At 36.7% G+C, this 14248-nt stretch carries 14 protein-coding genes; 2 read left to right on the plus strand and 12 right to left on the minus strand.

Annotated elements, in window-relative coordinates; genetic code table 11:
* Positions 1-177 precede the first annotated feature (177 nt).
* The 5 genes from nikC to OPF91_RS17430 all read right to left on the minus strand — a co-directional run bounded on the left by nikC (position 178) and on the right by OPF91_RS17430 (position 5902).
* Entirely contained in the window at positions 178-1071 is an 894-nt protein-coding gene (gene nikC / locus OPF91_RS17410; RefSeq protein ID WP_264990205.1) for a nickel transporter permease, read from the minus strand.
* Between the two features lie 14 nt (positions 1072-1085).
* On the minus strand, positions 1086-2090 hold the full coding sequence (locus OPF91_RS17415; protein WP_264990206.1) for an ABC transporter permease: 1005 nt from the start codon (positions 2088-2090) through the stop codon (positions 1086-1088).
* Between the two features lie 200 nt (positions 2091-2290).
* Positions 2291-3901, minus strand: coding sequence for an ABC transporter substrate-binding protein (locus OPF91_RS17420; RefSeq protein WP_264990207.1), 1611 nt, complete (start codon positions 3899-3901; stop codon positions 2291-2293).
* A 32-nt stretch (positions 3902-3933) separates the two neighbouring features.
* On the minus strand, positions 3934-4914 hold the full coding sequence (locus OPF91_RS17425) for an ABC transporter ATP-binding protein (protein ID WP_309297447.1): 981 nt from the start codon (positions 4912-4914) through the stop codon (positions 3934-3936).
* Complete coding sequence (locus OPF91_RS17430) at positions 4889-5902, minus strand: ABC transporter ATP-binding protein (RefSeq protein ID WP_264990208.1); 1014 nt, start codon at positions 5900-5902, stop codon at positions 4889-4891. Before OPF91_RS17430 ends, OPF91_RS17425 begins: the two co-directional genes overlap by 26 nt.
* Before the next feature lie 559 nt (positions 5903-6461).
* On the opposite strand from OPF91_RS17430, the gene OPF91_RS17435 reads away from it, so the two are divergent.
* Entirely contained in the window at positions 6462-6806 is a 345-nt protein-coding gene (locus OPF91_RS17435; protein WP_264990209.1) for a hypothetical protein, read from the plus strand.
* 895 nt (positions 6807-7701) lie between these two features.
* Here OPF91_RS17435 and OPF91_RS17440 read toward each other — a convergent pair.
* The 4 genes from OPF91_RS17440 to mutY all read right to left on the minus strand — a co-directional run bounded on the left by OPF91_RS17440 (position 7702) and on the right by mutY (position 11620).
* Positions 7702-9447: an ABC transporter ATP-binding protein gene (locus tag OPF91_RS17440; RefSeq protein WP_264990210.1), complete on the minus strand. Its 1746-nt coding sequence runs from the start codon at positions 9445-9447 to the stop codon at positions 7702-7704.
* 62 nt (positions 9448-9509) lie between these two features.
* Positions 9510-10058 carry a nucleoside tri-diphosphate phosphatase gene (ntdP, locus tag OPF91_RS17445; RefSeq protein ID WP_264990211.1) on the minus strand — a complete coding sequence of 183 codons (549 nt, stop codon included), beginning with the start codon at positions 10056-10058 and terminating at the stop codon, positions 9510-9512.
* Positions 10059-10346: 288 nt separating this feature from the next.
* Positions 10347-10529, minus strand: a complete 183-nt coding sequence (locus OPF91_RS17450) for a gamma-type small acid-soluble spore protein (protein WP_264990212.1) — start codon at positions 10527-10529, stop codon at positions 10347-10349.
* Between the two features lie 56 nt (positions 10530-10585).
* On the minus strand, positions 10586-11620 hold the full coding sequence (mutY, locus tag OPF91_RS17455; RefSeq protein ID WP_264990213.1) for an A/G-specific adenine glycosylase: 1035 nt from the start codon (positions 11618-11620) through the stop codon (positions 10586-10588).
* A 173-nt stretch (positions 11621-11793) separates the two neighbouring features.
* On the opposite strand from mutY, the gene OPF91_RS17460 reads away from it, so the two are divergent.
* On the plus strand, positions 11794-12780 hold the full coding sequence (locus OPF91_RS17460; protein ID WP_264990214.1) for a metal-dependent hydrolase: 987 nt from the start codon (positions 11794-11796) through the stop codon (positions 12778-12780).
* 36 nt (positions 12781-12816) lie between these two features.
* Here the strand turns inward: OPF91_RS17460 and OPF91_RS17465 are convergent, their stop codons facing one another.
* Genes OPF91_RS17465 through recX form a run of 3 tightly spaced genes read right to left on the minus strand, consistent with a single transcriptional unit; the run spans position 12817 to position 14216 of the window.
* Positions 12817-13086: a YfhJ family protein gene (locus tag OPF91_RS17465; RefSeq protein WP_264990215.1), complete on the minus strand. Its 270-nt coding sequence runs from the start codon at positions 13084-13086 to the stop codon at positions 12817-12819.
* Entirely contained in the window at positions 13087-13416 is a 330-nt protein-coding gene (locus OPF91_RS17470; RefSeq protein ID WP_264990216.1) for a YfhH family protein, read from the minus strand. It abuts the gene before it with no gap.
* Positions 13413-14216 (minus strand): recombination regulator RecX, encoded by an 804-nt coding sequence (gene recX, locus OPF91_RS17475; RefSeq protein ID WP_264990217.1) that lies wholly within the window; start codon positions 14214-14216, stop codon positions 13413-13415. The genes OPF91_RS17470 and recX overlap by 4 nt, the downstream gene beginning before the upstream one ends.
* Positions 14217-14248: the final 32 nt, after the last annotated feature.

A 14248-nucleotide genomic window follows, 5' to 3' on the forward strand; every position in this document is an offset into this window, starting at 1 on the left:
TTCCACTCGTTTTAGAATAGTAGAATCTTTGCAAAATTACTACTTTTCCTTCTATTTTTAGTCTAAAGTAATATGATATAAAATTCAAATAATGGCTCTAGCAAGTTTTAAAAGTAATTAATTTACATTAAAAAAAGAGTTTCAAAGAATAGACTATTGAAACTCTTTCCTATTAGATTAGCTCTTCATTTTTGGATCAAGTGCATCACGCAAGCCGTCACCCATTAAGTTAAAGCCTAACACGGTTAACATAATCGCTAAACCTGGGAAAATCATTGTCCATGGTGCATTCAATAAAAACTTACGAGCATCTGCTAGCATTTTTCCCCATTCAGGTGTAGGTGCTTGAGCGCCTAAGCCTAAAAATCCTAATGCTGCCGCCTCAATAATGGCTGTCGCAATTGCTAATGTACCTTGAACAATAATGGGTGTCATCGAGTTTGGCAAAATATGCGCAAATAAAATACGAGCATCGTGCATACCAATCGCTTTCGCCGCTACTATGTACTCCTCTTCTTTTACGCTCAATACTTTAGAGCGAATCAGGCGGCCAAAGTTTGGAATATTAATAATGGCAATTGCTATAAGCGCATTTTGCAAAGATGGGCCAAGTACAGCTACTACCGCAATTGCTAATAAAATACTAGGGAATGCTAGCATAATATCAAAAATACGTGAAATAATCATATCAACCCATTTTCCATAATAACCCGCAATAATACCCAAAAAACTACCAACAACAATGGATAAAATAACGGAAAAGAATCCTACCCACAATGAAACACGCGCACCATGAATAATACGAGATAAAATATCACGTCCAAAATCATCTGTGCCAAACCAATGCTCACTTGATGGTGCTAATAAACGCTTCGCTAAATCTTGCTCATTAATGCCCTGTGGCGCAATCCATGGACCAACAAGTGCTAAGAAAATGAAAAACAATACAATCCCTGCCCCCACTAAGGAGACTTTATTTTTTCTAAAACTACGCCAACCTTCTATCCATGGACCTGCTGCACGTTCACGATGTGGTGCTGCTTCTTTTTTGATGTCTACCGTTCCAGTCATGACCGCATCTCCTCCTATTTATACTTAATACGTGGGTCAACTACTGAATACAGCAAGTCCACGATTAAATTAATCATAATGAAAATAAAGGCAACAACTAAAATACCTGACTGAATAACAGGATAGTCACGGAAACCAATCGCATCATAAATGTAACGACCAATACCAGGCCAACTGAAAATCGTCTCTGTTAAAATCGCCCCACCAAGCAGTAAACCTGTTTGTAAGCCGATTACTGTCAATACAGGAATAATGGCATTTTTCAGTGCGTGTTTATAAATAACAATAAACATTTTTTGCCCTTTAGCACGAGCTGTACGCACATAATCAGAACGCATCACTTCAAGCATTGAGGAACGTGTAATTCTCGCAATAATGGCCATCGGAATCGTGGCTAATGCGATACCAGGTAAAATCAGTCGCTTTAATACCTCGATAAATTGATCGAAACGTCCTTGCAATAAAGTATCTACTAAATAAAAATGGGTAATGGCTGTTACAGGGTCTCGCACATCAGCACGTCCTGATGTTGGAAGCCAGCCAAGCTGATTACCAAACACCCACTGCTCCATTAAGCCTAACCAGAAAATTGGTACAGATACACCGATTAGCGCAATAACCATCGCTAAATAGTCAAACCATGAATTTTGAAACCATGCTGAAATAATTCCTGCATTCACACCGATAATAATAGCAATAATCATAGCAAACAAAGCTAGCTCTGCTGTCGCAGCTAAATATGGGAAAATTTCTTGTGATACAGGAACTTTCGTACGCAACGATACACCTAAATCTCCTTGGAAAATACCAGCTAAATAGTTAAAGTATTGCGTGTACCATGGTTTATTTAAACCAAGGCTTTCCGTCAATGCGGCAACTGCCTCTTTCGTTGCAAGCTGTCCTAAAATAACTTGTGCAGGGTTACCTGGAATCGCACGAATTAACATAAAAACAATAAATGTCATACCTAGTAAAACAGGGACTAATTGCAATAAACGTTTGCCCATATAGTTAATCATGTGTTTCACCTCTCTGTTATTTTCTGAATATACTTTTATCATCAAAAGTATTGAAGTCTTTACCTATAGTGTAGAAAGGCTTTTTATCAAAATATGTGCTTGACTACACCATCCAAGAACATATTTTGACTAAAAAAATCTGCCAGACTTTCCACGGCTTACCCGCAGAAAAGCAAGCAGATTTTTTTGTCATTTTATAACTACTTAATATCTACTTCTTCTAAATGGTCAGAGCCTGTTGGTTGTGCACTATAATCTGTTACATTAGCCTTAGCAGCTAAAATTGGTGTAGAGTGTGCAAGTGGAACCCACGGTGCATCTGCAAAAATAATTTCTTGTGCTTTTTTGTACAGCTCATTACGTTTTGCTTCATCAATTTCAGTTTGTGCCTGTACAAGCAACTCATGTAATTCAGGATTATTGTAATACGTATAGTTGTTAGAGCCGATATTATCGCCATCTAATAATGCGTAAAGGAAGTTATCTGCATCCCCATTATCACCTGTCCAACCAAGTAAAAATGCGTCTGCTTCTCCATCTTTCGCTTTATCTAAATATGTTGCCCATTCGTAAGTAACAATCTTTGATGGAATGCCAACATCATCTAGGTTCTTTTGAATTGCTTCTGCAATTTTTTGCCCATCTGGCATATATGGACGTGGTACAGGCATTGCCCATAGCTCGATTTCCTTGCCATCATAGCCTGCTTCTTTCAATAAGGCTTTTGCTTTTTCTGGATCATATTCATAGCCAGCAATATCATCATTATAGCCAGCAATAACTGATGGCATTGGATTTTTCGCTGGTGTGCCTAATCCTTCATAGAATGCATCTACTAATGCTTGTTTATTGATTGCATAATTCACAGCTTGGCGAACTTTAACATTATCAAACGGTGCACGTGTTGCTGTTAAACCAAGGTAACCAACGTTCATAGATGGACGCTCGATTAATTGTAAGTTCGCATCTCCTTCGATTGTGCCTTTATCAGATGGGCTTAAACCGTCTGCAACATCAATAGCACCTGTGATTAAATCATTTAAACGTGTAGCATTATCTGGAATAGAACGGTAAATTACTTTATCTAATTTTGGTAACCCAGCAATATGGTAATCTGGATTTTTTTCAAGAGTAATTGTTTCATTACGTACCCAATCCACAAATTTAAACGGTCCAGTACCAACTGGCTTTGTTTCTAAGCTTTCTTCATCTGCTTCAAATGCTGTTGGAGAAGCAATGGCAAATGGAGACATTGCTAAGTTTTTCAAGAATGGTGCCTGTGGTTGACTTAATTTAAAGACAACAGTGTAATCACTCTCTGCTGTTACAGATTCAATTACTTGTTTATCACCTACTACAAATTGAGTGCTGAAGTATGGATGCTTATCGCCACCAGCTTTCCAGCGTTCAATATTTTTCACAACTGCCTCGGCATTGAAATCAGTACCATCATGGAATTTCACGCCTTCTTCAAGTTGGAATGTATACGTTAAGCCATCCTCTGCTACTTCCCATGATTTTGCTAAACTAGGATGAATTGTGACATCACCTTTACCAAACTTAACCAATGTTTCGTATATATTCGCTGTAACAGTAAATGATTCACCATCTGTTACAAGTGAAGGGTCAAGTTTCACCGAGTCGCCACCACGACCATATACTAATGTTTTATCTCCACTGTTAGCCGCTGAATCATCACCAGCCGAACTGTCTTTAGAGCCTGTATCCTTATCACCCGAACCGCAAGCAGCGAGTACAGCCAATACTAAAACAAGCATCGCACTGAAAAGCCATAATTTTGTTTTCTTCATTCGTTTTCCCCCTGATGTTTTATCTATATCATTTAATGTTGAATTGCCTCATATAAGTGGCACGCAACAGAATGACCTGGTTTTACTTCTTGTAATTTAGGTATAACTTGTGAACAGACATCCTTTTTGAATGGACATCTTGTATGAAAAGCACAGCCACTTGGCGGATTAGAAGCACTCGGAATATCACCCGTAATAATAATCTGTTCACGCTCAAATGTCGGATCAGGCACAGGGACAGATGATAACAATGCCTGTGTATATGGATGCAATGGCTCTGCATATAAATCCTCACTAGCCGTTAATTCCACCATGCGCCCTAAATACATCACACCCACACGATTACTAATATGACGGACAACCCCTAAATCATGCGAGATAAAAATATATGTAAGCTTTAATTCCTTTTGTAAGCTTTGCAATAAATTTAATACTTGTGCTTGAATCGATACGTCCAATGCTGACACAGGTTCATCTGCAATAATTAAGCGTGGATTCGTCATAAGCGCTCTCGCAATACCAATACGCTGTCTTTGTCCACCACTAAATTGATGTGGGTAGCGTTTAGCATGGTATTCATTCAAGCCAACAATTTCAAGTAACTCTAATACTTTTTTCTTTCGTTCCTTTGCATTGCCCATTCCATGAACAATCAATGGCTCTTCTAATATTTTGCCAATGCTATGTCTTGGATTTAGTGAGGCATATGGGTCTTGAAAAATCATTTGTATATCACGACGAGCTTTACGCATCTCACTATTTGATAATTCAGAAATCATTTTACCGTCGAATTCAATTGCTCCATCTGTTGGCTCTAATAGGCGCATTAATAAACGTCCTGTTGTCGATTTACCGCAGCCTGACTCGCCAACAATGCCCAGTGTTTCACCTTCAAACACTTCAAAAGAAACATCATCAACTGCCTTCACATCCCCAACCTGTGTATTCAACATGCCTTGACGAATAGGAAAATATTTTTTCAACCCATTAACTTTCAATAAAACGTTCGACACGTTGCTTCACCTCCTGCTCATCTTGTAAAAAACATCTGGATTTATGTTGCTCTCCAGCCTCGTATAAAGGAGGTGTTTCCTGTGTACAACGCTCCATTGCATATTCACAGCGTGCGGCAAAACGACAGCCTACTTTGATGCTTCCTGGCTTTGGTACAGTACCAGGTATAGAATATAAGTTATCCTTCTTATAGCGCATATCAGGTACTGATTTAATAAGTCCCTGTGTATATGGATGCTTAGGTTCAGCAAAAATTTCAGCAATCGGTGCTTCCTCCACAATTTGTCCAGCATACATAACAATAACACGCTCACATGTTTCCGCAACAACACCTAAATCATGTGTAATTAATAGCACTGCTGTATTTAAACGATGGTTCAAGTCCTTCATCAATTGTAAAATTTGTGCCTGAATCGTTACATCTAATGCAGTGGTAGGCTCATCAGCAATCAACACCTTCGGATTACATAAGAGCGCCATTGCAATCATAACCCTTTGTCTCATCCCACCTGATAGCTGATGTGGGTAATCCTTTAACAATGCCTCCGCACGTGGCAAACCAACAAGTTTCATAATTTCAACGGCCCTTGCAAGCGCTTCCTTTTTTGACCATTTCGGACTGTGAATTAAAATTGCTTCCTTCAATTGATCGCCAATTGTAAACAATGGATTTAATGAAGTCATTGGCTCCTGAAAAATCATTGCTACATCCTTACCACGAACCTTTTGCATTTGCTTATCTGTATATGCTGCAATATTTTTACCATCTAATAGTATTTCTCCACCAGTAATTTTCCCTGGTGGTGACGGAATCAACCCCATAATCGACAGTGATGTTACACTTTTACCACTTCCCGACTCCCCTACAATTCCAACTATTTCACCTTCATATACAGAAAAATCGATATTATCTACGGCAGGAATTTGTCCATCATCGGTGAAAAAGGTTGTTTGTAAACCTTTTATTTCTAGTAGCTTTTTCCTCATGTTCAATCGCTCCATCCTACCCTCTAATTCTCTTTACCATTCAAACTTTTTATATTTTTCTATAAATTCTTTATTTTTAAATAATTCTAACTGAAAAATATCTTTCTTACAATCATTAATATTCTACAATTAACACCTTTTTTCTATATTTCCTACTTTGCATAATAATTTCACCTTATTTAACTTTCATATTTCGTTAAATAAATCAAAAAATTAGCTATCTATTTTTAATTTTAAGTAGAAAGCTATTTGAAAAAAATTAACTCACTATGATTAAATTTAAAACAATTACTACCTTTCTATAATGTATATATAAACCTTTGAATCTCTCACTAGCTTAACTTCGGTTTATAATTATCATTTTAGAATATCAAGCATTTATAGTTATAATTCACCAAAAATATTTTTACGATACAATAAAAACACTTCTAATTTAATTATGAAAGTAATCTTAAAACATAGGAATAAATAACTGTTTTTCGAAATAAAATACATTTTAACAAATTTTATTATATAATGGTATTTGTAAGAAAATTAACTATAAAAGGAGATTAAAAACATGATTAAAAAACTCATTTCAAGTGTAGCAACATTAGGGTTATCCGTTGGTATTATTAGTACTGCTAACGCAGAAGAAAGTATTCAACCCTCTTTACCGATTCAAGGAAACACAGCAATTGAAGTAAAATCTAGTATAACTCCTTACAATTTGCAAAGACCTTACAGTGAAAATCAATATTTCACTAAATCTAGATATCCAGATAGAAATTCAATCCCTCAGAGTATGCAAAAAACTATTAATGATGCTAATGGCGTTTGGATTGGAACATTATATATATCAAATATATATGTATACCCTGACGGATATAATGTTATATACACTGGTACATTAACACTTTATTAAAAATGAACGAGTGATTAACTTCTAATTTCTACACCACTATATGTATAGTTCCATATACGGTGGTTCAAATTAAGATAAATAATGCAAAACTTCAACACAAACTTGCAGATTTTCAATCCTTGGCTTTTCAATAGGAAACGCCAAGGATTTTGTTTAATATCTTTTTTTGATATTCACCAATACTCGTTTCAAGTATTTCCTATTTATACGCCATTCCATAAGTAATTTTGAAGTTAGTAAAATTTTTGCCTCTCATTCGTAGGTTCTTTCTGTTCTTCCCTAGACATATGTGTAATCTACCGTGCATTCAACTATCTAGTATTTTAAAAATCGTATGTGTAGTTGCTAATGCAAAATAACTACACCATCCCATTAGATATTAGTTTAACTATTCGATTACATATATTTCCTTATCCAGTCAAGGTTCATTCAATCTATCGTATCTATCATTGTAATGAATTTGAGGTAGTACCCGTTTTAATGTTTCAGAAACTATCATACTGAAGGGATTAAAATTAGCTCAATTAATAAAAATTATACGATTACTAAATGTATTTAAAACCTCAGTTGTACACAATTCATCTAAAGAAGTCATCAGATCCTAGAAAATAATTAATACACCTTGATTGCATTTGTTCATCTGTAAATGTCGCAGGAATTTTCTTAGTTGTTGATGAAATAAGCCCCATAACAGAATATATTTGTTCATCATCAGTGAAAAAAGCTGTTTGTAAACATTTTATTTTTGTAACTTTTTCTTCAAGCTTAATTGCTCTATCACCTTATAGTTCTCTTTAAAATTTAATTTTCTCCTCAATTCTTTATTTTCAAGTAATTATAATTTAAAAATAGCCATCTACTTTAAATTTAAGTAGACAGCTATTTGTAACTAATATTATTCTAAATGTTGAACTTGGAATAAGTTGTAGTATGTGCCTTGCTTCGTCATTAACTGTGCATGTGTACCACTTTCAATTAGTTGTCCATGCTCAATCACAAAAATTTTGTCAGCATGTGTAATCGTAGACAGACGATGTGCAATAATAATGGTTGTGCGTTCATGTGCTAAGGCATCCAATGATTCTTGAATCAATGCCTCACTCTCCAAATCCAGTGCAGATGTCGCTTCATCTAATATTAAAATAGGAGGATTTTTTAAAAACACACGGGCAATGGCTACACGCTGCTTTTGTCCACCCGATAGCTTCACGCCTCGTTCACCGACTTTTGTATCATAGCCATTTGGTAAGCTCATAATAAAATCATGTGCATTCGCCGCTTTGGCAGCCATCATAACTTCCTCGTCAGTAGCATCTGGCTTACCCATTAAAATATTTTCCTTTACTGAATCACTAAATAAAATATTATCCTGTAACACGATACCAATTTGTGCACGCAATGAATGTAATGTTACATCACGTACATCATGCCCATCAATCCATACCGTACCACCTGTTGTATCATAAAAACGTGGAATTAAGCTAATGATGGTTGATTTACCACCACCACTCATCCCGACAAATGCCACTGTTTCACCTGGTTGGATAGTAAAGTCCATATTTTGGAGTATTTGCGTGCCATCCTTCTCATAGTGAAATGCCACTTGCTCAAAGCGAACTTCACCATTTGCTTGAGGCAATTTGATAGCATTCTCTTTATTTTGCACCTCGTACGGCTCATCCATTAGCTCAAACATTCGGTCCATAGATGCAATGGATTGTGTTAATGTTGTTGAAGAGCTTACTAAACGACGCAATGGTCCATAAAGTCGCTCAATATAGCCAATAAACGCCACCATTGTTCCTACCGATAACTCGCCATTGATTACTTGATAGCCTGCATATAGAATGACCAGTAATGGTGCTACATCTGTAATCGTATTAACGACAGCGAATGATTTAGCATTCCATTTTGTATGATCTAGTGCCTTCTCTAAAAACTCCCCATTTGCTTGGTCAAATAACTGCTGCTCATGCTTTTCTAACGTGAAGCTTTTAATAATGCTCATCCCTGCTACACGTTCATGTAAATAGCTTTGCACACCTGCTAATGCCTGTGAGCGTTGGCGTGTTAGTGCACGTAGCTTACCAAAAAAGTATTTTACACTCAATGCATAAAGCGGAAATGCAATTAATGCGACAAATGTTAGTTTCACATCCATCACAAACATAATAATAATGGCAATGACAATCGTGGCAAAATCAAGCCAAATATTCATAAGCCCTGTCATCACAAAGTTTTTCGTTTGCTCAACATCATTAATCATTCTGGAAATCACATCGCCAGCTCTTGTATTCGCATAATACCGTAAACTTAGACGCTGTAAATGAGCATATATTTCCTGACGAATATCAAATAATACCTTGTTACTCACATGCTGTGCAAAGTATTGACGATAATACTCAATAGGTGGTCTGATTACGAAGAAAACGATAATTGTACCACCAAGCCAGTAAAATAGTTCCTTTGTTTTTTCTGCATCCGTTAAATCAGGTGCAGCAATAATATTATCTAATACAATTTTTAAAAGTAGCGGTATAAATAATGGAATAGCAAACTTCACAATCCCAATGATAATGGTCAAAGCAATCTCCCATGTATAGGGTTTAATAAAGCGCATATATCGTCTAATACTACTCATAATCATTTCACATCCTTTTTCTCAAAGTGAAAACACCCATTAGTTAAACTAACAGGTGTTTATTAAAAATCATCTGCTTGTATATCAAGCTGGAGTTTATAACGATTTGTCCAAACATCAATAAAATCAGGTGCAAACGGCCCTCTTTTTTGTTGAATCCAACTAATTAGTTTATCGACATTACGCTTTAAAATTTTATCAATGACATCTGGATAAGACATTTCCTTACGATGCTGCTCATATTCATCTTCATCTAATAATGTATAGGACATATCTGGAAATACTTTAATGTCTAAGTCATAGTCAATGTATTTAATGGCGTTATTATCGAAAACAAATGGTGAGCTTAGATTACAATAATAGTACACGCCATCTTCACGAAGCATACAAATGATATTAAACCAATGTTCTGCGTGAAAATAACAAATAGACGGCTCTCTTGTCAACCATGTACGACCATCTGATTCTATGACAAGTGTTCGTTCATTTGCGCCAATCACTACATTTTTGGTCCCTTTTAAAATCATTGTTTCTTGCCAAACACGGTGAATACGGCCATTATGCTTATAACTATGTATTTGGATCGTTTCTCCTTCTATGGGTATTGCCATATTAAAGCCCACCTTTTCATCTATGCTATCTACAACTAGCAGTCTCTAGTACATTATAGCAATGTGTGCGCAAAAGGTGTAGTTAGAAAACCACAAATTTCACTATGTCAGCCATAAGATATCCATTTCAACATTTTACACAAAACGATAAAGTGTAAGTATGTACTACTTCACCATCAATAAAAACTCTTCCACTGATTGAAATGCTAAAATCCATTGTGCCTTGTTGTAATGAATATAGAAAAAGCTGTCTGCAATCTTTACGATGTTAGACAGCCATTCATTTGATTATTCGCCAAGGTCTTGGTTTGTTTTTGAGAAGTTGCCTGAAGCTTGAGCTTTCTTTTGCTCAGCTTTTGCATTTTGCTTTTTCACTTCATTTGCATCTGTCTCATAACCAAATTCTTCACTTTGACGTTGCATGTTCTTATTTGGTTGAAGATTCGCTTGTTGATTGTTTTGCTTTTTCATGATTCACTCACCTCCACGCTCATTATTGTGCACAGAGGGATTTATTTTTATGCTTATTATTTTTGAATTGCTTGAAAAATTTTTAACATGGGAACGGGCATTGGTAAATTAGCAATTTGCTCACGTGTTAACCATTCGCCCTCCATCGGCGTTTGACAACGCATATAATGAGCTGTAATTTGCCATGTTAAATGTGAAAAAACATGTTTAAACGTTAACAACTCTTGCTGTGTTTGTACATCTGTCACATAAGCCTGTAGCCATTGCTCGATTGTTTCTGTACCCTGCTCAATCATTGGAAATTGCCATAAATTCGCTAGTAATCCTGTTTCAGGACGCTGCTCTACTAATAGACGACCGTCCGCATCTTCACATACAAGCACATCATATGTAATATGCTTCATTTTCACTTTTTTTGATTTGACTGGCAATTTCTCTGGTTCACCCTCATGAAACGCTATACAATAATCTCGAACTGGGCATAATAAACATTTAGGTGAAGTCGGTGTACAAATAAGTGCACCAAGTTCCATTAAACCTTGATTGAAAGACGACGCATGTTGTGGATCAATTAATTGTTCAACTGCTTCTTCAAAAATCTTTTTCGTTTTCGGCAATGCGATATCTTCGTGAATATGAAGTACACGACTTAATACGCGCATGACATTACCATCTACCGCATGCTCTGGCTGATTATAAGCAATACTTAAAATAGCACCAGCTGTATATGGACCTACACCTTTTAATTTTGAAATGTCGTGGCGATTATTCGGGACAACTCCTCCGTAAGTTTCGATAACTTCACGCACACCAGCCTGTAAATTACGTGCACGTGAATAATAGCCAAGACCTTCCCAATGCTTTAATAAATACTCTTGAGGTGCATCTGCTAGCACCTCTAATGTCGGAAAGCTCTCCATAAAACGATTGTAATATGGAATCACTGTATCAACACGTGTTTGCTGTAGCATTACTTCTGATACCCAAATTTTATAAGGGTCTGTTGTATGTCGCCAAGGTAAATCACGCTTCTCGGACTCAAACCATGCTACGAGTGCTTGGCGAAATTCTATTACATATGGATAATTCATACTACCTCCTAATTTGTATCATCCATCTTCTATAGATAGATGGAAAATTTCATTATACTTCGACACAATTGATTCACGGCTCTTAATTCCCTTTATAGTCAAAAGGGTATACAATAAAGAAAAGGCATTTGGATCTTACACTATATGATTTTATGCCTAAGGAGTGGATAACTTTGGATTCAGGTACACATTTCGTCATGGGAATAGCTCTCGGTGGTCTTGCGCTAGCTGATCCTATCGTCGCACATCACTCAATAACCTTTACAGCAGTTATGGCTGGTACGATTATCGGCTCACAAGCTCCTGATGTAGATACTGTTTTAAAATTACGTAATAATGCTGTGTATATCCGTCATCATCGGGGTATCACCCATTCATTACCAGCCGTCGCTCTTTGGCCTGTGCTAATTACATTTGTTTTATCTTTGATTTTCCAAGATGCCAATGTTCTTCATTTATGGCTATGGACATTTTTAGCTGTCGCTCTACATGTGTTTGTTGATATTTTCAATGCGTATGGCACACAGGCTATACGACCAATATCAAAAAAATGGGTGGCTCTTGGTGTCATTAATACGTTTGATCCTATTATTTTTTCACTGCATTGCGTAGCGATTGTCTTGTGGGCATTTGGCACAAACCCTGTTTGGACATTTAGCATCCTATATATCATCATTATTTTTTACTATATATTGCGCTTTGCGGTACAAAGTGCTGTGAAAAAAGCGGTTCGCCATACAATCCAAGACGATGAATATGTTATTGTAGCACCAACAATGCGCTTCTTCCAATGGCGAATTGCGGCAAAATCAAAAACACATTATTATGTTGGTCGTGCATATGGTCGTACTGTCAATATTTATGATAAATTTGAAATTAAGTCCATGCCAAAAACATCGCTTGTGGATAAAGCATTACAAGATCCAAATTTAGCTGCATTCGTGTCCTTTTCTCCACTATATCGTTGGGAGATTTCGGAGCTTGAAAATGGCTTAACAGAAGTACGGCTCATTGATTTACGCTACCGTAGCGACAATCGTTATCCCTTTGTAGCTGTTGCTCATCTAAATGAGGATAATGATATTATTACCTCTTATACAGGCTGGATTTTTACAGAGGATAAACTGCAAAGAAAGCTTCAAATTGGCGCAAGTAATTAAAGGCAAAACCCTGACTATTTATGTGTCAGGGTTTTGTTATTGCAGTAAATCATCGCTATTATCCAATAAACGTGCATATTTCGGATTTCTACCTGCAAATTCATGTAACTTATCACCATAACTAGCAATAAGCTGACGTACTAAATTTTCTGTATAATCGGCTCCTCGAAACGCATAACCAGCTTTGGCAGAACTTGCTTCAAAATCGCTCCAGAGCAATTCCACCCATACACGAGCACGTCCTACAGACATTTGCGGATTTTTAGCTAATAGTTCATTTGTTAAACGCTCAATATTATCTGTCATTTATTTCCCCACCTTCAATGGCGATAGCATAGATACAGGTAGTGCCTCTTGATATTGATTGCCCCCTAAACGATGCCCCCAAGCAAAACGTCCTTTTAAATAATCCACTTGGAAAAATTCATTAGCTGAGCCGTCAATACGATACATTTCCCCTGGAATAATCGTTTCTAAATCGACTAAATAGGCTGCCGCCATCAATGCTTTTCGCTCATAAACAGCAAACTCATTAATAATGCCTAGTTGCTCTGCCTTTCGTGCCTTTTCTTTCAGCATCGCTACTTCTTGACGTAGCTCATGTTCTGTCATCGCTGCATAATTTTTCTCATTCATTGTTCCTGCTCCTTCTGCTCGATAAAGCTATCTATGATTTCTATTGGAAAGCCTTTTTGATAAAGTGCCTGTTTCACCTTCATTTTCAGCTCATAGCCATCGTATTTGGCAACATATTTCTTCCAAACCTTTTCGCCTTGTCCTTCAAGTAGCTGTTGCCAATTATCTTCATCCTGCTCCAGCACAATTTGGCTAAGCACTTCCTCTACAACGCTAAAATTATATCCTTTGCGCAATAAAAAGTCTTGGATTTTCGCTTTGATTTGTGTTGGGGTTTTCTTCTTCTCTGAACGGACAACTTTATCAGCTAATTGACTAGCCAGTTTGACTTGTTCTTCAAAGCTATAGGTTGCCAAGACCTCATCCTGCAATGTTTTATCAATACCCTTTTTCATCAAATCCTGTCGAATCGCTTTTGGACCTTTTTTCATTGTCGCCTTCTTTGTATCAAGTAATGCTTTCGAATAGGTTTCATCATTTAAAAAACCGTAAGATTTCAATTTTTGAATAGCCTCTAAAATCACTGCTTCTCCAAACTCTAAAGTCAGCAGCTTTTTTTTCACCTCATGCTCACTACGCATTTGATAGGATAAAAAATTCAATGCTTTATTAAATGCCTTACGAATCTCATCCTCATAGGCCATTTCTTGAATCTCGAATTCGTCTAGCACCTTGCCCTTCGTCAAGCCAAATTGCAGTAAAATAGCTTCGTCTACAGGAAAAGCATACTCCTCATTCAAGTAAATATTGTAGCGCTCTGGATTATTTTTTTGTCGTGCAATTTTTGTAATAACACGCATTAGACCCACCTCACTCTAGTTCATTATATCAT

The sequence above is a fragment of the Lysinibacillus piscis genome, from assembly GCF_026012395.1.
Classification (GTDB): Bacteria; Bacillota; Bacilli; order Bacillales_A; family Planococcaceae; genus Lysinibacillus; species Lysinibacillus piscis.